The organism is Streptomyces sp. URMC 129, assembly GCF_051386415.1.
Lineage (GTDB): Bacteria > Actinomycetota > Actinomycetes > Streptomycetales > Streptomycetaceae > Streptomyces.
Genome location: NZ_JBPQTQ010000038.1, coordinates 1 through 23,404, shown reverse-complemented (window position 1 = coordinate 23,404; position 23,404 = coordinate 1). Strand labels below are relative to the sequence as shown.

The 23,404-nt window shown below is 75.0% G+C and carries 19 protein-coding genes; 10 read left to right on the top strand and 9 right to left on the bottom strand.

Annotated features, from left to right (window positions below):
- Nucleotides 1-26 precede the first annotated feature (26 nt).
- Complete coding sequence (locus tag ACSNOC_RS10730; RefSeq protein ID WP_436747099.1) at nucleotides 27-677, top strand: TetR/AcrR family transcriptional regulator; 651 nt, start codon at nucleotides 27-29, stop codon at nucleotides 675-677.
- On the opposite strand, the gene ACSNOC_RS10725 is transcribed toward ACSNOC_RS10730, so the two are convergent.
- On the bottom strand, nucleotides 668-2,143 hold the full coding sequence (locus ACSNOC_RS10725; protein ID WP_436747098.1) for an LVIVD repeat-containing protein: 1,476 nt from the start codon (nucleotides 2,141-2,143) through the stop codon (nucleotides 668-670). The two genes, ACSNOC_RS10730 and ACSNOC_RS10725, sit on opposite strands and share 10 nt — an antisense overlap.
- A gap of 144 nt (nucleotides 2,144-2,287) precedes the next feature.
- Between ACSNOC_RS10725 and ACSNOC_RS10720 the strand changes: the two genes are divergently transcribed.
- Entirely contained in the window at nucleotides 2,288-2,950 is a 663-nt protein-coding gene (locus tag ACSNOC_RS10720; RefSeq protein WP_436747097.1) for a DUF305 domain-containing protein, read from the top strand.
- On the opposite strand, the gene ACSNOC_RS10715 is transcribed toward ACSNOC_RS10720, so the two are convergent.
- Entirely contained in the window at nucleotides 2,947-3,531 is a 585-nt protein-coding gene (locus ACSNOC_RS10715) for a DUF6214 family protein (protein ID WP_436747096.1), read from the bottom strand. The two genes, ACSNOC_RS10720 and ACSNOC_RS10715, sit on opposite strands and share 4 nt — an antisense overlap.
- A 217-nt stretch (nucleotides 3,532-3,748) precedes the next feature.
- Here ACSNOC_RS10715 and ACSNOC_RS10710 point away from each other — a divergent pair, with 217 nt between their 5' ends.
- From ACSNOC_RS10710 to ACSNOC_RS10690, 5 genes are all read left to right on the top strand, one after another.
- Nucleotides 3,749-5,104, top strand: coding sequence for an FAD-dependent oxidoreductase (locus ACSNOC_RS10710; RefSeq protein WP_436747095.1), 1,356 nt, complete (start codon nucleotides 3,749-3,751; stop codon nucleotides 5,102-5,104).
- A gap of 580 nt (nucleotides 5,105-5,684) precedes the next feature.
- Nucleotides 5,685-6,362 carry a uracil-DNA glycosylase gene (locus ACSNOC_RS10705; RefSeq protein ID WP_436747094.1) on the top strand — a complete coding sequence of 226 codons (678 nt, stop codon included), beginning with the start codon at nucleotides 5,685-5,687 and terminating at the stop codon, nucleotides 6,360-6,362.
- Nucleotides 6,359-7,399 carry an N-acetylglucosamine kinase gene (locus tag ACSNOC_RS10700; protein ID WP_436747093.1) on the top strand — a complete coding sequence of 347 codons (1,041 nt, stop codon included), beginning with the start codon at nucleotides 6,359-6,361 and terminating at the stop codon, nucleotides 7,397-7,399. The genes ACSNOC_RS10705 and ACSNOC_RS10700 overlap by 4 nt, the downstream gene beginning before the upstream one ends.
- 109 nt (nucleotides 7,400-7,508) lie before the next feature.
- Nucleotides 7,509-8,402, top strand: a complete 894-nt coding sequence (locus ACSNOC_RS10695; protein ID WP_436747092.1) for a sirohydrochlorin chelatase — start codon at nucleotides 7,509-7,511, stop codon at nucleotides 8,400-8,402.
- Between the two features lie 176 nt (nucleotides 8,403-8,578).
- Nucleotides 8,579-9,298, top strand: coding sequence for a class I SAM-dependent methyltransferase (locus ACSNOC_RS10690; protein ID WP_436747091.1), 720 nt, complete (start codon nucleotides 8,579-8,581; stop codon nucleotides 9,296-9,298).
- Here the strand turns inward: ACSNOC_RS10690 and ACSNOC_RS10685 are convergent.
- From ACSNOC_RS10685 to ACSNOC_RS10675, 3 genes are all read right to left on the bottom strand, one after another.
- Complete coding sequence (locus tag ACSNOC_RS10685) at nucleotides 9,295-10,602, bottom strand: FAD-dependent oxidoreductase (protein WP_436747090.1); 1,308 nt, start codon at nucleotides 10,600-10,602, stop codon at nucleotides 9,295-9,297. The two genes, ACSNOC_RS10690 and ACSNOC_RS10685, sit on opposite strands and share 4 nt — an antisense overlap.
- Before the next feature lie 68 nt (nucleotides 10,603-10,670).
- Nucleotides 10,671-11,414 (bottom strand): class I SAM-dependent methyltransferase, encoded by a 744-nt coding sequence (locus tag ACSNOC_RS10680; RefSeq protein ID WP_436747089.1) that lies wholly within the window; start codon nucleotides 11,412-11,414, stop codon nucleotides 10,671-10,673.
- A 32-nt stretch (nucleotides 11,415-11,446) separates the two neighbouring features.
- On the bottom strand, nucleotides 11,447-12,169 hold the full coding sequence (locus ACSNOC_RS10675; RefSeq protein WP_436747088.1) for a class I SAM-dependent methyltransferase: 723 nt from the start codon (nucleotides 12,167-12,169) through the stop codon (nucleotides 11,447-11,449).
- 244 nt (nucleotides 12,170-12,413) lie between these two features.
- Between ACSNOC_RS10675 and ACSNOC_RS10670 the strand changes: the two genes are divergently transcribed.
- Nucleotides 12,414-14,072: an FAD-dependent monooxygenase gene (locus tag ACSNOC_RS10670; RefSeq protein WP_436747087.1), complete on the top strand. Its 1,659-nt coding sequence runs from the start codon at nucleotides 12,414-12,416 to the stop codon at nucleotides 14,070-14,072.
- 30 nt (nucleotides 14,073-14,102) lie between these two features.
- Here ACSNOC_RS10670 and ACSNOC_RS10665 read toward each other — a convergent pair whose 3' ends face one another.
- Together ACSNOC_RS10665 and ACSNOC_RS10660 are read right to left on the bottom strand one after the other, a co-directional pair.
- Nucleotides 14,103-15,644, bottom strand: a complete 1,542-nt coding sequence (locus ACSNOC_RS10665; protein ID WP_436747086.1) for a tryptophan halogenase family protein — start codon at nucleotides 15,642-15,644, stop codon at nucleotides 14,103-14,105.
- Nucleotides 15,641-17,269, bottom strand: a complete 1,629-nt coding sequence (locus tag ACSNOC_RS10660) for an FAD-dependent monooxygenase (RefSeq protein WP_436747085.1) — start codon at nucleotides 17,267-17,269, stop codon at nucleotides 15,641-15,643. Before ACSNOC_RS10660 ends, ACSNOC_RS10665 begins: the two co-directional genes overlap by 4 nt.
- A 365-nt stretch (nucleotides 17,270-17,634) precedes the next feature.
- Between ACSNOC_RS10660 and ACSNOC_RS10655 the strand changes: the two genes are divergently transcribed.
- Together ACSNOC_RS10655 and ACSNOC_RS10650 are read left to right on the top strand one after the other, a co-directional pair.
- Entirely contained in the window at nucleotides 17,635-19,224 is a 1,590-nt protein-coding gene (locus ACSNOC_RS10655; RefSeq protein WP_436747084.1) for a tryptophan halogenase family protein, read from the top strand.
- 25 nt (nucleotides 19,225-19,249) lie between these two features.
- Nucleotides 19,250-19,804 carry a flavin reductase family protein gene (locus tag ACSNOC_RS10650; RefSeq protein WP_436747083.1) on the top strand — a complete coding sequence of 185 codons (555 nt, stop codon included), beginning with the start codon at nucleotides 19,250-19,252 and terminating at the stop codon, nucleotides 19,802-19,804.
- Between the two features lie 25 nt (nucleotides 19,805-19,829).
- Here ACSNOC_RS10650 and ACSNOC_RS10645 read toward each other — a convergent pair whose 3' ends face one another.
- Both ACSNOC_RS10645 and ACSNOC_RS10640 read right to left on the bottom strand, forming a co-directional pair.
- Nucleotides 19,830-21,095, bottom strand: a complete 1,266-nt coding sequence (locus tag ACSNOC_RS10645; RefSeq protein WP_436747082.1) for a cytochrome P450 — start codon at nucleotides 21,093-21,095, stop codon at nucleotides 19,830-19,832.
- A gap of 3 nt (nucleotides 21,096-21,098) precedes the next feature.
- On the bottom strand, nucleotides 21,099-23,404 hold a 2,306-nt coding region (locus tag ACSNOC_RS10640; protein ID WP_436747081.1), incomplete at its 5' end, for a ferritin-like domain-containing protein.

Here is a 23,404-nt window from a genome sequence, read left to right as displayed (position 1 = left end):
TGGGAGCCAGTCAACGGGAGTCCAGCATGTCGCCTCGCAGCGCTTCGGTCAATGAAGAAATGCGCCGACGCTCTCGGCAGCGGTTGCTGGAGGCCACCGTCGAGCTGGTGGCCGAGCGGGGGTTCGACGCGACGACGCTGGGGGACATCGCGGACCGGGCGGGCGCGGCCCGTGGCCTGATCTCGTACTACTTCCCCGGCAAGCGCCAGCTCCTGCAGTCCGCGGTGCACCGGCTGATGCACCTGACGCTCGCGGAGGCGCTGGACCGCTCCCCGCGGCCGACGGGTCCCCGGGCCGGGGAGGAACTGCTGGCCCGGGCCATCGACGCGGTCCTGGGGCTCGCCCGCGACCGGCCGACGCTGATGCGGGCGCACATGGCGGGGCTGCTGCAGCAGGAGGGGTTCATCCAGTGCGTGGAGCAGCAGCGGCTGGCGGCCGTGCTGCGGGAGACGATGGCGCGCTACGGGTCGCCCGATCCGGACACGGACTACACGCTGCTGCGGGCGCTGCTGATGGGCGCGGTGGTGGCGCAGCTCCTGCCGGGGGCGCCGATGGCGACGGGGCGGCTGCGCAAGGAATTGTTCGCGCGCTACGGGCTGCCGTGGGAGTTCGGCGTCCCGCCGGGCGAGGAGCCGTCCGGCGGGACGCCGCGTCCGGTCGCCGCGCCTCAGCGGTAGACGGGCTGGGTCTGGACGTTCAGCTCGTCCAGGCGCACGGAGCGGGCGCTGTTGGTCCTCGGGTCGTCGATCCGCAGGACGTCGAGTCCGGCCTGGTCGCTGGAGTAGATGTGGCCGTTGTAGTAGTAGGCGGACCAGGAGCCGCCGAAGGTGAGGGTGTCGGCCGAGACCGGCCCGCGTTCGAAGTAGCCGATCTCGCGCGGGTTGTCGGAGTCGGTGAAGTCCCAGATCGAGACGCCGCCCTGGTACCAGGCCTGGACCATGATGTCGCGGCCGGCGGCCGGGATCAGGGAGCCGTTGTGGGCGACGCAGTTCTCGGTGTCCGCCTGGTGCCGGGGGATCTTGAAGTAGCTCTGGAACGTGAGCTGCCGGTCGTCGCCGCGGCCGGTGACGTGGTAGATGCCGTTGGCGCCGAACTCGTCGCCGGTCTCCTCGTCGCACGTCGCGGCCACGCCGCCGCCGAGTTCGTCGGTGAAGACGATCTTGTCGCCGTCCTGGCTGAAGGTGGCCGAGTGCCAGAAGGCGAAGTTGTCGGTGTCCCGCACCACGTCGATGACGGCCGGGCGCGCCGGGTCGGAGATGTCGAAGAGGACGCCGTCGCCCAGGCAGGCGCCGGCGGCCAGGTCCAGGGCGGGGTAGGCGGTGATGTCGTGGCAGCCGGTGGTGGCCGAGCTGTCCGCGTCGCCCCCGAAGCCGCCGTCGGGGAAGACGACGTCGAAGGAGGAGAGCTCGGCCCGCTCGGGGGCGGCGACCGGGACCTCGACCACGGATATGCCGTCGTGCGGGGGGCGGCAGTCGGGGAAGTCGGAGGCCGGGCCGTACGAGGAGACGTACACCCACAGGGTGCGGCGCTCGGGCACGACGGTGTGGGTGTGCGAGCCGCAGGATGTCTCGACGGCGGCGACGTACTCGGGGTTGCGCACGTCGCTGATGTCGAAGACGCGGATGCCCTCCCAGGCGTCCTTCTCGCTGGCGGGCCGGGAGGTGCTGCGGCAGGAGTCGTCGCTGCGGGAGGAGTCGACGGACATGATGAGCAGGTCGCCGTTGACGGTGACGTCGCCCTGGCCGCCCGGGCAGAGAACCTGGGTGACGATCTCGGGCGCGGCGGGGCGGCTGATGTCGTAGACGACGAAGCCGTCGTAGTTGCCCGCGAAGGCGTAGTCGCCCTGGAAGGCGAGGTCGGTGTTGAGGCCGGCGAGCGCCGCCGAGTGCGGGACGTTGGCCAGGGGTGTGACGTTGTCGCTGTGGGCCGTCTCGTCGACCCCGGGTATCGCGCCGCTCTCGATCGCGGCCAGGGTCTCGGCGCGTTCGCTCTCCGCGACGTCTCCGGTGCCGGGTGCGCCGTCACCGGGATCGGGTGCGGCGGCGGCCGGGCCGGCCAGGCAGGCGGCGGCCAGCAGTGCGGCTGCGAACGCGAACGCGCCGCGGCGCCTGCGCCGTTGGGGTGGGCTGTGCAACGATGTCACCGCGTCCTCCATCGAAGTCCCGTATGTCCATGCGGCGTTGTCCGTTGCATGGGCCCTCTCAGTATCAGCCCTCATATGTGCATATCAAAGTAGGTAATACTCCTGATACCTCGGCGGAATGCCGTGGAGCACCGAGGAGGAACGTTGACCGACCGCCGCCGCTTCCGAGCCGGCTCCGCCCTCGCCGTGCTGGCGGCCCTGGCGCTCGCCGGTGGCTGCACAAGCGAATCCGGAGGGGGTTCCGACGATGGCGCGGGCGGCGCGCCGCCGGTCATCGCCCCCGGCGCGCCCGGCGAGGCGGCGCAGACGCTCTCCCCCGAGGAGGCCGCCGAGGAGGCGGCCCGGGAGGGCGAGCCGACCGCAGCGGACTTCGCCTTCATGCGGATGATGATCGACCACCACGAACAGGCCCTGGTGATGACGGATCTTGCCGCCCGGCACGCCGCGGACGAGGCGGTGCTGAGCCTGTCGGAGCGCATCGCCGCGGAGCAGGGCCCGGAGATCGAGGCCATGGAGGCCTGGCTGACCCGCAACGCGGGCGCGGCGGCGGACGAGGGGCACGGGACGCACGCCCCGGAGGAGATGCCGGGGATGGCGACCGAGGAGCAGCTGGCGGAGCTGGCCGCGGCCCGGGGCGCGGAGTTCGACGCGCTCTTCCTCGACCTGATGATCGCCCACCACGAGGGGGCGCTGACGATGGCGTCGGACGCGCTGGCGGGCGCGGGCGATGTGACGGTGCAGCAGATGGCCAACGACGTGATCGCGGCCCAGTCCGCCGAGATCGGGCGGATGGAGGAGCTGCGCTAGCGGCGGACGTGGCGGGGGGCGAGATAGCCCTTGTCGCGGGCCGCGGCGATCAGCTTCAGCGAGCGGCGGCGGCTGCGCCCGGTGGCGCACATGACCGCGAGCACCGGGTCGGTGCCCGCGCGCTGGGCCGCCAGATAGGCCTCGGCGGCGGTGCGGCGGCAGTCCCGGCCGCCGGCGCGCCGCCGTCCGGCGCGGTGCCGGGCCGGTCCGGCGACGGGTGACGCGGGCCCGTCGTCGCCGGCGGGTTCCGGCGGACCGGCCGGTTCCGGGCGCTCGGCGGGGGCCTGCGGCGGGGGTGGCTCGGCGGACGGGGAGGCGGGCGCCCCGCCGTAGTGGCCGGTGATGACCTTGCAGGCCCCGCGCAGCGGCTCCGCGAGCCAGTCCGGGAGGGTGCCGAACCCGTCCACCGGCAGCGGCGGATCGGCGCGCATGTCCTCGATGAGCACCCGCCCCCCGCTCACCTGCGCGAGCAGCTCGATGCGGGTGCCGTCGGCGAAGACTAGGCCGACGCTGAACCACGGCGGCAGTCCCTCGCCCGCCGTCGGCGGGCCGGCGGACCCGTGGCCCCGGAGCTCCCACACGGGCCACACCGGACTGGGGCCGTTCGACTGATGGCCGCCCGGAAAGCCGGAAAAGCTACTCTTCACCACGGAGGCAACCTAGCCCCCGCCGCCCCCGGCGGCGCCGGGCGGCGCGCACGGCCGCCGCCGACAGCACCCCGTCAGCGCACTCCCGCGCCGCGCCGTTCGATGACATGCTGAAGGCCCGTCCCTCATCGGCGGCCCTAGGAGTCTCGACGTGCTACGCATCGCGGTGGTCGGATCCGGGCCGAGCGGGGTCTACACCGCTCAGTCCCTTCTCGAACAGCGGGCCGACGGGGCGCTCCCCCTGGCCGTGGACGTGCTGGACCGGCTGCCCTGTCCGTACGGCCTGGTCCGCTACGGCGTGGCGCCCGACCACGAGAAGATCAAGTCGCTCCAGAACAACCTGCGTCAGGTGCTCGAACGGCCGGGCGTCCGCTTCCTGGGCAACGTCCCGGTGGGCGAGAGCGGGATTCCGGCGCACGCGCTGAAGGACCTCTACCACGCGGTGGTGTACTGCGTGGGCGCCGCCCGCGACCGGCGGCTGGGCATCCCGGGCGAGGACCTCGCGGGAAGCTGCTCGGCCACCGACTTCGTCTCCTGGTACAGCGCCCACCCCGACGCCGTCGGCCGGGGGTTCCGGCTGGACGGGCGCGGCGCCGTGGTCATCGGCGTGGGCAACGTCGCGGTGGATGTGGCCCGGGTGCTGGCGCGGGGTGTGGCGGAGCTGCGCGCCACCGACATCCCGCAGGGGCCGCTGGACGCGCTGGCGGCGAGCGCGGTGACCGATGTGCACGTGGTGGGCCGGCGCGGGCCGTCCCAGGCGAAGTTCACCACCAAGGAGCTGCGGGAGCTGGGCACCCTGCCCGGCGCGGCCGTGGTGGTGCGGGAGGACGAACTGGCCGCCGACCCCGGGTACGCGGACCCGTCCGGGCTGTCGGCGACCGCGCGGCGGAACGTGGCGGCGCTGCGCGGGTGGGCCGGCGCGCCCGCCGGGGACGCAGCGCGGCGGGTCCATCTCCGGTTCTTCCTGCGCCCGGTGGAGATCCTGGACGACGGCCGGGGCGCGGTGCGCGGGGTGCGGTTCGAGCGGAGCGCGCCGGACGGCGCGGGCGGGGTGACGGGCACGGGCGAGCTGGTGGACATCGACGCCGGCCTGGTGCTGCGCTCGGTCGGCTACCGGGGAGTCCCGCTGCCCGGGCTGCCGTTCGACCCGGCGAGCGGCACGGTGCCGCACACCGCGGGGCGGGTGCTGCGCGGGGGAGGCGCGTCGCCCGGGGAGTACGTGGCGGGCTGGATCAAGCGCGGACCGACCGGGGTCATCGGCACCAACCGGCCGTGCGCGAAGGAGACCGCGGGCTCGGTGCTGGCCGACCTGCCGGAGCTGGCGCGGCGCAAGGTGGCGCCGGGCGACCCGCTGGACGGGCTGCGGGCGGCCGGGCTCGCGCCCGTGGAGTGGCGGGGCTGGCTCGGCATCGAGGCCGCCGAGGCGGAGCTGGGCCGGACGCTGTCGCGCGGTCCGGTGAAGATCCCGGACTGGGCCGGGCTGCTGGCCGCCGCGCGCGGCGCCTGACGGCCGGGCGGCCGGCGGTAGGCCGGTGGCGAGCAGGCCGGGGAAGACCGGGTGGAGGTCGGCACGGCGCGGCACCCGGACGTGGTGGGTCGCGGCCGACTCGGTGACCGGCAGGCCGGACGCCGGGCACGACCCCCGCGGCCTGCCGCGGTGGGCGGTGGCGGGGGGACATCACGGGGCCACGTCCGGATCGCGCCCATGTGTCCGTACCCGGCGCCGGTTTCCGGGCCGGCCACCGGCGTGGCCACCGACCCCGCCGGACCGGGCGGACGTCGTCCGGGAGCGCGGCGCGGTGCCCGGGATCCGGCTCGCGCCCGCCGGGCGGAAGGCGTCGACCGGGCGGCCCCGGCAGGGCGGCGGGCCTGTGGTGCCCGGGGGCGGCGGTGGCTTCGCGGGGCGGGTCCGGTGGTGGCCCCTTGGCGGGCGGTGTGGCCGGACGAGCCGGCGCTGTTCTTCCGCGGCACCGGACGCGCCCCGGCCACCCCGGGGGGTGTGACGCCGGCCTTCTGACGCCCGTGCGGGGACGCCGCACCGCCGGGCGGTACGCCGGAGGGCGCCGGGGCCAGTAGGGTGACGGACCGTGGCAGCACGACCCTTGAACGAGATCGTCGAGCCCGGCTGGGCCACCGCGCTGGCCCCCGTCGCCGACCGGATCACCGCGATGGGCGCCTTCCTGCGGTCCGAGATCGCCGCCGGGCGCACCTACCTCCCGGCGGGCGCCCATGTCCTGCGGGCCTTCCAGCAGCCGTTCGACGAGGTCAGAGTCCTGATCGTGGGTCAGGACCCGTACCCGACCCCGGGACACGCCGTCGGCCTGAGCTTCTCCGTCGCGCCCGACGTGAGCCCGCTGCCCGGCAGCCTGGAGAACATCTTCCGCGAGCTCTCCACCGACCTGGGCCTGCCCCGGCCGTCCACCGGCGACCTGACGCCCTGGGCCGAGCAGGGGGTGCTGCTGCTCAACCGCGCGCTCACCACCGCCCCGCGCCGCCCCGCCGCGCACCGCGGGAAGGGCTGGGAGGAGGTCACCGAGCAGGCGATCCGGGCGCTGGCCGCCCGGGGCAAGCCACTGGTGGCGATCCTGTGGGGCCGTGACGCGCGCGGGCTGCGCCCGCTCCTCGGCCGGGTCCCGGCCGTCGAGTCGGCGCACCCGTCGCCGATGTCGGCCGACCGCGGCTTCTTCGGCTCCCGTCCCTTCAGCCGGGCCAACGCGCTGCTGCTGGAGCAGGGCGCCGCGCCCGTGGACTGGAAGCTGCCGTGACCGCGGCGTCCACGACGCGGCCCGTGTGGGTGCTCGGCGTGGACTCCGGCGGCTCGGGGCTGCGCCTCGCCCTGGCGCGGGCCGAACCGGACGGCCGGCTCGTGCCGCACGGCCGGACGGCGGCGCGGGAGCCGGTGCGCACCGGGAGCGCGGGCCTCGACGCCGGCCACCTGCTGGACCTGCTGCTGCCTGCGGCGCGGGGGCTGCTGGCGGACGCCGGGGCGGCCGGCGAGCCGGTCGCGGCGGTGTGCGTCGGCGCGGCGGGCATGGCCACGCTCGGCGACCGGCTGCGGGCCGGGCTGCCGGGCGCCCTGGCCGCCGGGCTGGCCACGCGCGGGGTGGCGCTCGCCGCCGACGCCGTGACCGGGTACGCGGGGGCGCTGGGCGAGCGGCCGGGCGTCGTGGTGGCCGCGGGCACCGGGATGATCGCGCTCGGCACCGACCTGCGCGCCTGGCGGCGGGCGGACGGCTGGGGCCATCTGCTGGGCGACTGCGGGGGCGGCGCCTGGATCGGCCGGGCCGGTCTGGAGGCGGCGCTGCGCGCCCACGACGGGCGCGACGGCGGCTCGCTGCCGCTGCTGACCCGGGCGGTGGAGAGGTTCGGCCCGGTCGCGGGGCTGCCGGGCCGGGTGTACCCGCGGTCCGACCGGCCCGCGGTGCTGGCCTCGTTCGCCCCCGAGGTGGCGCGGTGCGCCGCCGGGGAGGAGGCCGACCCGGTCGCCGCGGGTATCCTGCGGGCCGCCGCCGGCGAGATCGCCGCCACGGCCGCCGCCGTCTGCCCGCCGGGGGCGGGCGCCGAGGTGGCGCTGACGGGCGGGCTGTTCGGGATCGGCGAGCCGCTGCTCGCGCCGCTGCGGGCGGAGCTGGCGGAGCGGCTGCCGCGGGCCGTCCTGGTCCCGGCGGCCGGCGACCCGCTCGACGGGGCGCTGCGGATCGCCGCCGCGCTGCCCCGGGGGCCGCTCCACCTGCCGACCGATCCATCCCTTCTGCGAGTCGACCGGCCGGTTGCTCCGGGTGTCGGTGGACACGTCGGGTAAAGACGTCAACCAACCGTTAACACTGGCGCGCGGGATATTTCAGGACAGTTTGGGACTGGATTCCCCCGGACGAACAGCCAAGCACATCAAGGCATTAACATGCGGCGACATGAGCTCCCCCACTGGGCCAGGATCGGGTCTGCCCGTACGAATGCCACGTCCCCGCCAGTCCGGACGGCACCGCCGTCCGGAGCCCGTGAGCGCTCCCGAGGGCGCCCCCACGCTGGTGCTCGCCGTGCCGGGCAGCCCGTCGCCGGAGAGCCGTGGCCTGGCCGAGGAGGTGCTGAGCATCGCGCGCTCCGAGCTGCCCGGTCTCGACGCCCGGATCGGCTATGTCGAGGGTGCCGACCAGGAGTTCCTCCCGCTGCACGAGGTGCTGGCGCAGGCCGCCGCGAAGGGCGCCGAGGGCGGGACGGGCCCGTCGCCGGTGCCCGTGGTGGTGCCGCTGCTGGCCGGGCCGGACAGCGTCCATCTGCGCGCCATACGGCAGGCCGTGCTCGGCAGCGGCACCGGCGCCGGGCTGACGGACGTGCTCGGGCCGCACCCGCTGCTGGCGGAGGCCGTGCACGTGCGGCTGTCCGAAGCGGGCCTGGCGCGGGCCGACCGGGCACGGCTGTTCACCGTGGCCACCGCGGCCGACGGCATCGTGCTGGCCGCAGTGGGGGGCGAGGAGGCCGTGCAGGCGGCCGGGATCACCGGCATGCTGCTCTCGGCGCGGCTGGCCGTCCCCGTGCTGGCCGCCGCGCTCGACACGGAGGGCTCGGTCGCGGAGACGGCCGGCCGGCTCACCGACGCCGGGTCGCGGCAGCTGGCGCTCGCGCCCTGCCTGATCGGCCCCGAGGTCCCGCCGGGTCTGCTGGCCGCGGGGGCCAAGGAGGCGGGCTGTCCGGCGGCCGAGCCGCTGGGCGCGTACCCGGCCGTGGGCAAGCTCGTCCTGTCCGCCTACATGACCGCGGTCGGCATCTCCCCGGAGCGCCCGCCGCACGGCTCGGCCCTGCGCTGACCCCCTGATCGGGCCGCCTTCACACCGCCCGTGCCCCGGCCGGGCGGGCCGGGTCGCGCGGCCCGTACCGCGCGGTCGCGTGGTTTCCCGTGCCCCGGCGCCGGACCGGCTGCCGCCGGCGCGCGGCGGACCGTACAGTGCGAAGGGTTCCCGCCGCGCCAAGGGACGGAGACAGCATGGTCACCGCCGGCTCCACGGACTCACGGCCGCCCTTCGACGATCTCGCCGAGCTCTACGACCGGTTCATCGGGGTGATGGACCGGGAGGGCAATCCGGCGCGCGCCTGGCTGCTGACCCACCTCGGCGGCGGCGGGCGGGTGCTGGACGTCGGCTGCGGCAACGGCCGCAACTGCCGCCTGCTGGCGGACCGTTACCGGGAGGTCGTCGGCGTCGACATCTCCGCGGGCATGCTCGGGGTGGCCCGGGCCAAGGACAACCCGCCGAACGTCCGCTACGAGCGGCGGGACGTGCACGCGCTGTCCCCCGGGCGGGACGGGGTCTTCGACGCCGTGTTCGCCGTGAACAGCCTCTTCGCCGTGGGCCCGGCCGAGGCCGTGCTGCCGGTGCTGCGGTCCCTCGTCGCGCCCGGCGGCCGGCTCGTCGTCCTGGACGTGACGCGGCCCGACGACGCCCCCGAGGGCGACGAGGAGACGCGGCAGACGTTCCACCCGTTCGAGGTGGCGCACACCGTCTACCGGCTGTCGGGCGACGTGGAGGGGGCGGTCGCCGCGCTGCGGTACATGCTCCATCCGGCGTGGCGGGAGATGAGCAAGGGGCTGGTGCCGCCGGCGCTCGGCGCGTTCCGCCGGGCCTACGAGGAGGCCCTGCCGGGGGTGGAGATCACCCCGGACGTGGTGCCCACCATGACCGGGGCGGTGTGGCGGGCGCCGGTCTAACCGGCGTTCCCCGTTCCCGTCTCCGTTCCCGTTTCCGTCTCCGTGTGCTTGTCCGGCCCGGCGCCGGCGGCCGGGACGCGGACGTGCTCCGGGCGCAGGCCCACGCCGGTCATCCGGCTCAGCAGCCGCAGCAGGACGGGCCACCGGTCGAACGCCGCCCCCAGGCCGTCGTTGCCGCCCATCACCCGGTGGCCCCGGAGCGCCCGGTCCACGGCGAAGCGGTGAAACAGCCGCTGGAACTCCTGGGTGAGCACGGTCGGGACCTGGCGCCTGCGCTGCACGCGGGCCAGCGCCTGGTCGTCCGGCGGGCGGCCGGTGCGCCGGGCCTCCAGCAGCGGGCCGGTCAGCAGGTTCGCCGCGGCGGTGGCGTCCTGGATGGCGAGATTGACGCCGTAGCCGCCGGCCGGCGACATGGCGTGCGCGGCGTCCCCGATGAACAGCAGCCCCGGCGTGTACCAGCGGCGCAGCCGGTCGACGCGCGCCTGGAGCAGCGGCAGGTGCTCGAAGGCGGTGATCTCGTGCGTCCGGTCGGCCAGGAAGGGCACCAGTTCGGCCATGTCCTTCCGGAGCCGGTCCACGCCGTCGCGGCGCAGCCGGTCGTAGCCGCCCTGGGGCATCTCGTAGGAGATCTGCCAGTAGGAGCCGCGGTCGACGACGACGAAGATGCGGCCGTCGCCGATCCGCACGGTGAGCCGTTCGTCGGGGTCGTCCTCCCGCCGGGTGATGCGGAACATCAGCACGTCCAGGCGCACGCCCCGGTCGCGGGGGCGGAGTCCGGCGGCGGCGCGCAGCACCGACTTCCGGCCGTCGGCGGCGACGACGAGGGCGGCCCGCACCGTGCGCTCGCCGTCCGGGGTGCGGCAGCGCACGCCGACCGTGCGGCCGCCGGCGCGGAGCAGACCGGTGGCCTCGGCGCGCATCCACAGCCGGAAGCCGGGGTGGCGGGCGGCCTCGGCCGTGATGAGGGTGAGGAAGTCCCACTGCGGCACGAAGGCGACGTAGGGGAAGCGGAGGCCGAGGTCGCGGAAGTCCGCGATGAGCATGGTCCGGCCGTCCTGGACGAGGTCCATGGTCTCCAGCTTCCGGTGCGGCAGCTCGTGGAAGCGTTCGGCCAGGCCGAGTTCGTCGAGGATCTCCAGGGTGGAGGGGTGCACGGTGTCGCCGCGGAAGTCGCGGAGGAAGTCGGCGTGCTTCTCCAGCAGCAGCACGTCGACGCCGGAGCGGGCCAGCAGCAGCGCCAGCATGGCGCCGGCCGGTCCGGCGCCCACCACGCAGACGGTGGCGGTCGTGTCCTGCGGTTCCATGGCTCTCCTCCGGGCACGTGCGGCCGGGGCTTCGGGGCGGCCTCAGTCCCGGGCCTCGGTCCTGGGCCTCAGTCCCGGGCCGGTGCCCGCCACGAGACGGTGAAGACGCCGAACTCGCCGCCGCCGCGCTCCACGACGGCGCCGGGCAGGGCCGCGGCGTACTCCTCGGTGAACCGGTCGGCGGTCATCGGCACGCTGATCTCGCTGATCCGAAGCCAGGAGGGGCTGAGGATCGCCTCCAGGGCGGCGACGGCGTCGGCGACGTCGCCGGTCGAGTCGTAGACGGCGCGGGCCTGGCCGAACGCGAAGTCGGCCTGCCAGCCGGGGCGGCCCCAGGTCGGCGGGCGCTGGGGCTCGATGATGAGGAGGACCCCGCCGGGCGCGACGACGCGGCGCAGCAGGGCCAGCAGCGGGGCGGGCTCCCCCACGTGGACGAGGCAGCTGAAGACGACCACGGCGTCGAAGAGCCCGTCCCGCTCGGGGGTGAGGCTCATGATGTCGCGGACCTGGTAGCGGATGTTGGGCCGGGACCGCTCGCGCCCGGCGATCTCGATCATCGCCGGTGCCGCGTCGACGGCCACCACCTCGTCGTACCGCTCGGCCAGGGCCACGCTCCAGCGGCCGGTGCCGCAGCCGGCGTCCAGCGCCCGGGCACCGCCGGTGAGATGCGCCTCCAGCCAGCGTGCGAGGTGGCCGCCGGGCTGGTCCAGGACGCGGGTGAAGCGCTCGTAGGGCCCGGCGAGTTCGCTGAACAGCATCGCGGTGTCCCGGGTCGGGCGGGCACCGCCGTCGGCCGCGGGGTGGTCGTTCATCAGCACGTGTCTCCGTACCTGGTCGGGGGCGGTCAGCGGGCGGGCCGCTGCCAGTAGGCGGTGAGCAGCCCGGGGAAGACGTTCTCCAGGAACCTGCTGCCGGGCAGGGCGGCGGTGTACTCCCGCCGGAACTCCTGGCCGTTCATGGGGGCGGTCCGCTCGCTGATCTCCACCCAGTTGCGGTGGCTGAACAGGCGCAGCACGTTCACCGAGCTCTCCAGGCGGCCGGTCACGTCGAACGCGGTCCTGGCGACCTTGAAGGCGAAGTTGATCCGCCAGTTGTCCTGGCCGTAGTCGGCGGGGCGTTCGGGCTCGAAGACGACGAGCGCGCCGCCGGGTGCCACGAGGGCGGCGAGGTGGGGCAGGATGACCCGCGGTTTCCCCATGAGGAAGACGCTGCTGAAGCCGAACACGACGTCGAACAGGCCGTCCTTGGCGGGTGTCATGTCGAAGGCGTCGCGGATCTGGTAGTCCACATTGGGGCGGGACCGGTCGCGCCGGGCGATGTCGATCATGGCGGGCGCCGCGTCGGCGCCGACCACCTCGTCGTAGAGCGAGGCGAGCATGACCGTGTAGCGGCCGGCGCCGCAGCCGATGTCCAGCGCGCGGCGTCCCTTCGGGAGGTGGGCGGCCATCCATTCGCTGAGCGGGTGTTCGGCGGAATCCAGAGTGCCGCTGAAATCCTCGTACAGTTCCGCGATGTCGTCGAACAATTCGGTGATGGTGGTGGACGCACTCGATTCCGCTGCGGCCATGCGTTCGCTCCATTCCGTATGCACGAAAGGCTTTTTCACGCTAACGCCGCCGGGTGCTCCGGCGACAGACCGCTCCGGCGCGGGGCGGGAAAACCTACGCGACCGCATAGGGTGCGGCCCGGGGCGCGTCCGCGCGGTGCGGGCCGCCGGGCCCGGACGGGGTGCCCGCCGTGCGTGCGCGTGATGTGGGCGGGGATCCGCCGGCCGGAGGATGGACCTCGCGGGAGACGCAGCGGGAGGTCTCGTGGAGACAGCGGGAGCCGGCGCGCGGCCGGACGCGCGGGTGCTGGTGGTCGGTGCCGGCCCGAGCGGGCTGGTGGCGGCGCTGGAGCTGGCGCGGCACGGCGTGCGGGCGCGGGTGGTCGACCGCGGGCCGGGGCCGGCCCCGGCCGAGCAGTCGCGGGCGACGCTCGTGCACGCGCGGACGCTGGAGGTCCTGGACCGGTTCGGGCTGGCCGACGAGGCGCTGGCGTGCGGGGTGCCGATCACGCGGGTCGAGGTGAGCGAGCGGCGGCGCCCGACGGCCCGGCTACCGCTGGCGGGCAGCGGGACGGAGGGGCTGACGCGGTTTCCGTGCGCCCTGTCCGTGGCGCAGTCGGAGACCGAGCGGATCCTGAGGCGGGCGCTGGCCGACCGCGGGGTGCCGGTCGAGTGGGGCCGGGCGGTGGAGGACGTGACGGCGGACGCGGACGGCGTCGTGGTGCGCCTGGGCGGCGGCGAGACGGCCCGGGTCCGCTGGGTGGTGGCCGCCGACGGCGCCGGGAGCACGGTGCGCCGGCGGCTGGGCATCGGGTTCACCGGGAGCACCTATCCGCAGCGCGGCCTGCTGGCCGATGTGACGTTCGCGGCGGATCCGCCGCCGCCGCTGCTGCGGCTGACGCTGACCCGCGGCGGTTTCGTCGGCGTGCTGCCGATCGGGCCCGGCCGGTTCCGGCTCTTCGGGGCCGTGCCGCCCGGCCTGGCGCCCGGCGGCGCCGGGGGCGCGGTCTCGCACGACCCGTACCAGCGGCTCGACGCGCGGGAGCTGCGGCGGTGGTTCGAGGGCTACTTCGACGCGTCGGGGACGCTGGACGAGGTGGTCTGGGCGTCGCTGTTCCGGTTCCACAGCCGGATCGCCGACCGGTTCGCGGCGGGCGGGGTGTTCCTGGTCGGGGACGCCGCGCACGTGCACAACCCGGCCGGCGGCCAGGGGCTGAACCTCGGGGTCGGGGACGCGGCCAACCTGGGCTGGAAGCTGGCGCTGGTCGCGCGCGGCGAGGCGCCGGAGGCGCTGCTCGACAGCTACGAGGCCGAACGCCGGCCCGTCGCGCGGGTGGTCACGCGGAACACGGACCGGGGGTTCCGGGTGGAGACCACGGCCAACCCGGTGGCGATGTGGCTGCGGAGCCATGTCGGGGTGCGGCTGGTCGCCGTGGCGTCCCGGTGGCCGCCGGTGCGCCGGACCGTCTTCCGGATGCTGTCGCAGACGTGGATCGGGTACCGGGGCAGCCCCGCCGTGGCCGCGGGCCGGGGCCGGGGGGTGCCGCGGCCGGGCGACCGGGCGCCGTACGCGCCGCTGGCCGCGACGGGCGGCGGGGTGCTGGACCTGCTGCGGCCGGGGGGCTTCCGGCTGCTGGCCTTCGAGGGCGAGCGGCCGGCGCCGGGCGGCGGGCGGCGGGACGCCGCCGCGCTGGGCACGGCGCTGGCCGGCCGGTACGCGGCCGAGGTGCCGGTGCGGGTGATCCCCCGGTCCGAGGCCGCGGCGCACGCGGCGTACGGAGCGCGCCGCGCCCGGCTGGTGCTGATCCGGCCGGACGGCCACGTGGCGTGGGCCGGCCCCTGGGAGCCGTCAGGACCGCCGCGCGGCCTGGTGGCCTGCCTGGACCGGCTCCTGACGCGCCGCCCGGGAACGCCCGCCGTCTAGAGCCTTCCGGCGGGCGTTCCCGGCGGCCGGTCAGGTGCGGTGCAGGCGGCTCAGGTAGGCGTGGCAGCTCGGCAGCGCGCGCACCACCGCGGCGGCCTCGGCGCGCAGCCGGCGGAACTCCTCGCGGGCGCGGACCGGGTCGATGTGCCGCAGCGCGGGCCGCGCTGCGGGCGGGCGGTCGGCCAGGCCGAGGAGCATGGTGTTCCACGAGTACGGCTCGAAGCCGTGGTAGTACGGGAAGACCGCCTCGTCGTCCAGCAGGTACGGCTCGGCCTGCGCCAGCCGCTCGGCGAGGCCGTCGGGGACCTTCCGGGTGCGGGCGGCCCGCCAGTAGTCGTTGTCCTGCCGGCCGGCGGCCCGGTAGTGCAGGACGAGGAACTCCTTGACGCCGTCCACCGCCTGCGCGATGCGGCCGTTGTAGGCCCGCCTCAGGCCGGGGCTGAAGTCGCGGTCGGGGAAGTGCTTGACCAACTGCTCGATGCCGTGCTGGATGAAGAAGATGCCGGTGGACTCCAGCGGTTCGACGAAGGCGCTGGACAGGCCGATCGCGACGCAGTTCTTCACCCAGGAGTCGCGGCAGCGGCCCACCCGCATGGTGATGTGGTTGACGTCCAGTTCCCCCCGCGTGTCCCCGGCGCGGGCGCGCAGGGTGCGTTCGGCCTCGTCGGGTGTGCAGAACGCGTCGGAGTACACGTAGCCGATGCCGTCCCGGTGGTACAGCGGGATGGTCCATATCCAGCCGGCGTCCATCGCGGTGGCGGTGGTGTAGGGGTTCATGTCGGTGACGTCGGCGCGGGGCACGCGGGCGGCGACGGCGCGGTTGTTGGGCAGCACGTCCGCGAACGACAGGAACGGCTCGCCGAGCAGCTTGTTGATCAGCGCGCCCTGGAAGCCGGTGCAGTCGACGAACAGGTCGGCGGCCAGGCGGGCGCCGCCGCGGGTGACGACGTGGCTGATCCAGCCGCGTTCGTCGAGGGCGGTGTGCACCACGTCGTCCAGCACGTGGTGGGCGCCGCGCTCCCTGCTGTAGTCGGCGAGGAAGCGGGCCACCTTGTCGGCGTCGAAGTGGTAGGCGTAGGGGAACTGGGCGCGCTGCTCGGCGAGGCTGGAGCGGCCCAGCGAGCCGTCGAGGCCGGCGGCGAAGAGGGTGCCGTCGAGCATGCGCGGCGACCGCTTGGCGTCGCACAGCGCGGGCGTGAGGAAGCACTCGCGGTCGAACGGCCGGGAGTGGTCACCGATCTTCAGCCACCACTCCCCCAGCGAGAAGCCGTCCACCTTCCGCAGCCGTTCGAAGGGGTGGTAGAAGTAGCTGCCCGCGCGGCACCAGTTCTCGAAGCGGATGCCCAGTTTGTAGCTTCCGTCGCAGCGGGGCAGCCAGGCGGTCTCGTCCAGCCCGAGGTAGTCGAAGAAGTGCCGGACGGTGCTGAACGTGGCCTCGCCGACGCCGATCCGGCCGACCGAGGGGGACTCCACGAGGGTGACGTCGAGGCGGTCGGCGAAGGCCGCCTTCAGATACGCCGCCGTCATCCAGCCGGCCGTTCCGCCGCCGACGATGGTGACCGTCTTGATCATCGCGAACCACCCGCCTTCTCAGTTCGTTCCCGCGCGGTCGGCCGTGCGGCGCCCCGGACGCGGTCGGCCAGGGCGTCGAGGTCGTGCGGCGGCTCGGCGCCCCGCCAGGCGACGTGGCCGTCCGGGCGGACCAGGACGTACGGCCGCCGCATGATCCGTGCCGCCGGTCCGCCGTCGATCCGCGTCACCGTGAGCGGCACGGCGCGGGCGGCGAAGGCGCGGCGGATCCGTTCGGCGTCCGGCCGGGGGCCGTCGAGGAGCAGCGCGAACCCCTTGCCGAAGAGGTCGAGCGTGGAGCGCCCGGGTGAGAGCCACGCGTGCGGCGCCCGGCCGCCCGGCAGGGGGCTGCGGGACCAGGTCTCGCCGTCCTCCTCGGTGGGGTCGGGCAACACCTGTCCCGACGCGTAGCGGTAGCCGAAGTGGCTGGTGGGCGCGTCGAATTCGCGCCGGATCCCGGACTCCAGGAGCCGCTCGGCCAGCTCCCGGCGGGCGCGCTCGCCCACCGGGCCGTCCGCGAGGACCTCGGGGGGCACCTGGTGGCTGAGGGTGCGCTGGAGGTTCTCGTGGGACTTGCGCAGGCTCGCCTCGGCCACCGGCTTGCGTTCCGCCTGGTAGGAGTCCAGCAGGTGCCGCCCGGCCCAGCCGGCCAGCACGGCGCCGAGCTTCCAGCCGAGGTCGGCGGCGTCGGCGATGCCGGTGCTCATCCCGAGGCCGCCGGAGGGCGACACCGAGTGCGCCGCGTCGCCGGCGAGCAGCACCCGCCCGGCCCGGTACGCGGCGGCGACGCGGTGCGTCAGGTGCCAGGGCACGTCGGAGAGGATCTCGAAGGGGGTGTCGATCGCCAGGGCCGCGCGGATGTGCTCCTCGGCGGCGAGGCCGGTGCCGTGGCCCGCGGGCACGGTGAGCCGGTACATCTCCCGGCCGTCCATGGCGCGCAGGGGGTAGCGCAGCAGCGCGGGCGTGGTCAGGAAGAAGACCAGCGGTTCGTCGGGGCCGAGCGCGGCCCGCAGCCGCGGCGCGCGGAAGAGGATGTTCCGGAACGTCCGGGTGGGGTGGTAGGTGACGGTCGGCACCCCGCACGCCTTGCGGACCGGGGAGCGCGCCCCGTCGCAGGCCACGAGGTACGCCGCCTCGACGGTGACGGTCGCCCCGGTGCCCTCGTCCAGAACGGTGGCGACGACCCGGTCGTCGTGCTGGGCGAACTCCCGCAGCCGGTGGCGGAGCCGGACCGGGCCGTCCGGCTCGGTGGCGCCGAGGGCGTCGTACAGCAGGGGGTGCAGCCAGTGCTGGGGGCAGTTCTGGTCGGGTTCGGGCGTGTGCTCCGGCGCGGGCCGGGTCGCGGCGGTGCCGAAGCGCTGGCGGTGGATCTCGTGGCCGCCGACGCCGGTCACCCACACGATGTCCAGGGAGTGGTCCGCCGGCCAGGGCACGGCGCGGACGCGCTCGGCCACCCCCCAGCGGCGGAAGAGCTCCATGGTGCGGGCGCTGACGCCGCTGACGCGGGGGTGGTCGATCCGGCCGTCCGTGGCTTCCACCAGGAGGAAGTCCACGCCCCGGTAGGCCAGATCCAGCCCGAGCGACAGACCGACCGGTCCCCCGCCGACGACCAGGACGTCGGTGCGCACTGTTCTTCCTGCCACTGGCCACCCTCTCCGGGGCACGTCGCGATGCGATGTCCGAGACGAGTATGGGCAGCGGCGGCGGGGCTCAATATCACGCACCGGGAAGGGAATGCGCGCAGGTTCCGGTGCGACGGCGGGCGCGCCCCGGAGGGCGCGGGGCCCGGCAGCCTGCGCGGGTGCGTGGGTTCCGCGGTCCGGCCCTGCCCACGCCTACCGGCGCGGGTGCCGCGCACCTACCCTGAGAATTCGCTGCCGGAATATCGCGGGGTTTTCCCGATTTCCATGGAATTCCCCTTCTCCGCGCCCGGCGGAGCGCGCCATCCGGCCGGCGGAAATCCCTCCTTCACGGAAAGCGGGGAAAACACCAGATGGACAACAGGATCGAGAAGATCGTCATTCTCGGCGGCGGAACGGCGGGGTGGATGACCGCCTCCTACCTCGCGAAGGCGCTGGGGGACACGGCCTCGATCTCCGTCGTGGAAACGCCCACCGTGCCGAAGATCGGGGTCGGCGAGGCCACGGTGCCGAACCTGCAGACGGTCTTCTTCGACTTCCTCGGCCTCGCCGAGCGGGACTGGATGCCGGAGTGCAACGCCAGCTTCAAGCTGGGCATCAAGTTCGTCAACTGGCGCACCGGCGGGCCCGGTCAGGCGCTGCCGAGAACGGGCGAGGACGGGCGACCGGACTACTTCTACCACCTGTTCGGGCTGCTGCGGGAGCACGACCGGCTGCCGCTGTCGCACTACTGGGCCTATCTGCGCCACCACGGGAAGACGCGGGAGCCGTTCGAGTACGCCTGCTACTGGGAGCCCTCGGTGATGGACGCGCTCAAGTCGCCGTGCTGGCCGGACGGGCGGCCGGCGACCTCGTACGCCTGGCACTTCGACGCCAACCTCGTGGCCGACTTCCTGCGGCGGCTGGCCACGCGGGACCTGGGGGTCCGGCACATCGAGAACGAGATGGTGGACGTCGAGCTGGACGGCCGGGGATTCATCACCGCGCTGCTGGCGCGCGGCGGCGAGCGGTACGAGGCGGACCTGTTCGTCGACTGCTCCGGCTTCCGCGGGCTGCTCATCAACAAGGCGCTGGGCGAGCCGTTCCTCGACATGAGCGACCATCTGCTGTGCGACAGCGCCGTGGCCACCGCGGTGCCGCACGACGACGAGCAGGGCGTGGAGCCGTTCACGTCGGCGATCGCCATGGAGTCCGGGTGGACGTGGAAGATCCCGATGCTGGGGCGGTTCGGCACGGGCTACGTCTACTCCAGCCGCTTCGCGGACCGCGACCGCGCGACGGAGGACTTCTGCCGGCTGTGGGGACTGGACCCGGAGCGGACGCCGCTGAACCACATCAGGTTCCGGGTGGGCCGCAACCGCCGGGCGTGGGTGCGCAACTGCGTCAGCATCGGCCTGTCGTCCTGCTTCCTGGAGCCGCTGGAGTCGACCGGGATCTACTTCATCACCGCGGCCATCTACCAACTGGTGCGGCACTTCCCCGACAAGAGCTTCAACCAGGCCCTGATCGACCGGTTCAACGGCGAGATCGAGGTGATGTTCGACGACACCCGGGACTTCATCCAGGCGCATTTCTCGCTGCCGCCGCGGATGGACACCGCGTTCTGGCGGGCGAACAAGGAGCTGACGCTGTCGCCGCAGATCCAGGAGAAGCTCGCGATGTACCGGGCGGGTCTGCCGATCAATCAGCCGGTGGTCGACGTCTCGACGTACTACAACAACTTCGAGGCCGAGTTCCGCAATTTCTGGAACAACAGCAACTACTACTGCATATTCGCGGGCCTCGGCGTGGTGCCGGACGCCCCGCTGCCGTTCCTGGCCCACCGGCCGGGCGCCGTGCGGGAGTCCGAGCAGCTGTTCGCCGAGATCAAGCGCAAGCAGCGGGACATGGCACGCGACCTGCCGACCACGGTGGCGTACCTGCGCGCGCTGCACGGCGGATAGCCGCCCGCTGAAGGGAGGGCACGCGGTGACGGAGCCGCGGGAGGAGCCGGGGCCGGCGGGCGGTCCGGTGACGGCGGACCGGTACCGGGAGCTGATGAGCCGGTTCCCGACCGGGGTGTCGGTGGTGACCTCGGTCGACGCGGCGGGCCGCCCGTGGGGGGCGACCTGCTCGTCGCTGTGCAGCGTCACGCTGACGCCGCCGACGCTGCTGTGCTGTCTGCGGACGGACGGCCGCACGCTGGCGGCCGTCCTGGCCAGCGGCCGGTTCGCGGTCAACCTGCTGCGGGCGGAGGCGCGGCACGCCGCCACGGTGTTCGCCGCGCCCTCCGGTGACCGGTTCACCGAGGTGCCGTGGCGCCCGTGGCGGCCGTCCGGCCTGCCCCATCTGCACCGGGACGCGGTCGCGGTCGCCGAGTGCCGGGTCAGCGGCCGGGTCGCGGTCGGCGACCACGTGGTCGTGATGGGCGCGGTGGCCGGGGTGGAGCTGGCGGCGGGGCTGCCGCTGGTGTACGGGATGCGGGAGTTCTCGTCGTGGTCACCGCCGGGCGGCGGGGCGGCGCGGCCGGAGACGGCGGGCTGAGGCCCGTGTCCGGCGGCGCCGCCGGTCACCGTTCCCGGGTGGTGTCCAGCCGCTCCGGCCCGTGGAACACCAGGTCCTGGCGGTACGGCACGGCGCCGCCGTCCAGCCGCAGTCCGGGCAGCAGCGCCAGCAGCCCCTCGACGCCGGCCTCGACCTCCGTCCGGCCCAGGGCGGAGCCGAGGCAGTAGTGGGCGCCCATGCCGAACCCGCAGTGCCGGTGGCCGTCGCGGTCGAAGCGGACGGCGTCGGGCTGCTCGAACCGCTCGGGGTCGCGGTTGGCGGCGCCCAGCACGACGGTGACCTTGTCGCCGCGCCGGATGCGGTGGCCGGCGACGGTCTCGTCCTGGTAGGCCCACCGGGTCACCATCTGCGCGGGCGCGTCGTAGCGGATGAACTCGTCGACCGCCGCGGGCAGCAGCGCGGGGGTCCGGCGCAGGGTCGCCAGCACGCCCGGCTGCCGCAGGAGCAGCAGGGCGGACTTGGCCAGCGCGTTCGTCGTCGCCTCGTGGCCGCCGAGCAGCAGGTGCACGCAGGTGCCGATGAGGACGTCGTCACCGGCCAGGTCGTCGTCCCACGGGGCGGCGAGCAGCGCGGAGAGCAGGTCACCGGCCGGGGCGGCGCGGCGCTCGGCCAGGGCGGCGCGGAAGTAGTCCGCCAGGGCGCGGGCCCCCTCGTCGGCGGCGGCGAGACGCGGCTCGCGCGGGCCGGACCGGAAGGTGGTGGCCTGCTGGATCGCGGCGGCGTGGCGGCGCAGCCACGCGTGGTCCCCGGGCGGCACGCCCAGCACCTCCAGCATCGTCAGCACGGGGACGAGCGCCGCGTACTGGGCGACCAGGTCAACGCGGGGCTCGGCGGCGAGCCGCTCCACCAGCCGCCGGACGATGCCGCGCACCCGGGCCCGCGTGCCGGAGCGCATCCGGGCCGCGAGGCACTCGGCGACGACGGCGCGGAGCCGGGTGTGGCGCGGCGGGTCCATGAAGACCAGCCAGTTGTCCACCAGGGCGCCCAGCGCGGGGTAGGCGGGCGGCACGATGCCGACGGTCCGCGGGGGGCCGACGCCGGCCGTGGCCGCCCGGCGGCCGAAGCCGCGCCCGGCCAGCACGGCGGCGGCCTCCTCGTAGCGCAGGACGAGCCACTCCGGCTCGCGCCCGCTGCCCGGGCGCAGCACCCGGTGCAGGGCGCCGGCGGCGCGGTAGCGGCGGTAAACGGGGTAGGGGTCCTCGATGCTGGCGGTGAGCGCGCGGTGGAAGTCTTCCGGGTCCGGCCGCGGGGTGGGCAGGGGCATCGGCATCGGTCACAGCTCCCGTGGGTCCATGGTCCTGAACTGGTCGGCGAACAGGCGCAGGATCCCGGGCACGGACTCGGCCAGTCCCGGGATCCTCTCGGCGCTGTCCGCGAGATCGGCGCAGCGGGCGGCGATCCACTTCGCGGCGACGTCGGCGCGGGCGACGGGGTCGGGGGGGCCGCCCGTCTCGAAGGTGGGTCCGGCTGTCCTGCCGGGGCGTCCGGAGGGCAGGGTGACGATGTGTTCGCCGAGCGGGCGCAGCACGCCGGCCATGAGGTCCAGGGCGGCGTTCATCAGCCGGGAGCGGCGCAGGCTCTTGTCGGGGCTCAGGACGAAGTGCTGCGCCATCAGCCGGGCGATGAGCGCGTAGGACCGGTTGAACACGTCGATGGCGGCGCGCGCCTCCTCGTCGGTGACCGGTTCGGCGCCCGGGTGGGCGGCGCGCAGCGTGGGGTTGCGCAGCACGGGATAGGCCGGCTCCCACGGGACGCGCCGGCCGCCCGGCCCCTCGGCGCGTTCGGCGGCCAGGGTCTCGGCCATGCGCAGGAAGGTGTCGTAGTGGGCGTCGGAGGGCAGCGGCGCGTCGATGACGCCGCCCTCGCCGTGCTCGGTGACGAAGTCGATGGCGAAGACGGCGCTGGAGACGTCGTCGACCTCGAGCTGGTAGTCGGGGTGGGTGACGTTGAGGGTCTCGCGCATGAAGAGGTGGTGTTCGCCGCCGCCCCGGCCCCGGTCGACCAGGAAGAGTCCCTCGACGGTCTGGAGGGCGGCGCGGATCGCCGCGTACAGCTCGCTGAGGGAGCCGTAGGCGAACGGGGGCGGGGTGCCGCGGGCGTCGGGCCCGGGGGCGTGGCCGGTCAGGCGGTGGGGGCGTTCGAGGGCGATGAACCGCTGGAGGCTGCCGGGGCCGAAGCCCTCCAGGCACAGGTCGAGGGGGACGGGCAGCGCGCGGCCGACGGTGGTGAAGTCGATGTCGGGCAGGTGGAAGGGCTCGCCGGTGGCCATGAGGATGTTGTTGATGACCAGGAAGTGGCTCATCTCCTCGCGGGCCACGGTCAGCAGGGTGCCGCGCAGGCCGCCGTCGAGCGCGTGCGGGCCCTCGCCGCACAGCAGCCGGGCCTGCGCGGGCGACCACGCGCCGCTGTCGACGTAGTGGCGGGCGGCCGAGACGGTCGGGATCGACCAGAGGGCGTACAGGTACTGGAGCATGACGGCGAGTTCGATGGTGGCGGCCTGGCGCAGCGCCGCGCAGAGCGCGTCGCGGGTGGTGAGGGCGGCGGGCCGGGACGGCGTGGCCGCGGGCACCGGGGGCGTCTGGCGGGCGGCTTCCACGCGGCGCGTGTAGGCCAGCAGCAGGGCCGTCTGGGGCGCGGTCATGTCGCGGGTGGAGGGCATGTAGAAGGTCTTGTCCTTGTGCCGCGGGTCGCACATGAGCCAGATGATCCGGGCGTGGGTGGCGACCTTGGCGGCGTCGGCCAGGCTCATGACCTCGGCCTTCATGAACGGGTACATCAGTTCGTAGGAGGCGAAGATCTCCCGGTGGACGAGGTCGAAGGTGACCTGCTCCGGGGGGATGGCGGCCAGGTGCGCGTGGTCGGGCAGGACCCGCACGGACACCAGGCCGGCGGCGGACCAGTAGCCGAGCAGGTCGTCGTTGTCGTAGCCGGCGGCGGCCGAGCCGGGGGCCCCGGGGTCGCACGGCAGGGGGGTGCCGGGCGGCAGCAGCAGGACGTGGGCGGCGCCGGCGCGCGCTCCCCGCAGGGTCAGCCGGCCGTGGCCGGTGGCGTCGGTGGCCAGGACGTGGGGGTCGGCCTGCTGCTCCGGGCGCCCGGCGGACCCGACGGCGACGACGCGGATGTCGCGGGCGCGGGCGCCGGGCGCGGTGGCCCGCGGGTCGAGGGGCAGGGCGCGCGGGTTGAAGAACTGGTGGACCTCGATGTCCTCGACGGCGGCGGGCCGGCCGCGGACGAAGGAGCGGACGGTGACGTCGACGGCGTGGTCGTCGCCGGTGCCCGGCCCGGGGTGTTCGAGGAAGAGGCTCGCCCGGTCGGTCAGGACGGTGATCTCCTCCTCCGTGAGCAGCACGGTGCCGTCGCGGGTGAGCAGCCGCAGCGCCTCGTCCGGGTCGTCGTCGCGGCCGTCGGCGCGGGGGGCGGTGAGGACGCCGCCGGTCAGCTCGTAGAGGTCGCCGAGGCAGGCGTCGCGGGGGAAGACGGCGAGGAGGCGGCCGGAGGCGGTGCGCAGTTCGAGGTCGCCGAGGTCGAGGCGGGGGCCGAGGCGGTGGAGCGCGCCGCCGGGGGTGCGCGGGTCGGGGC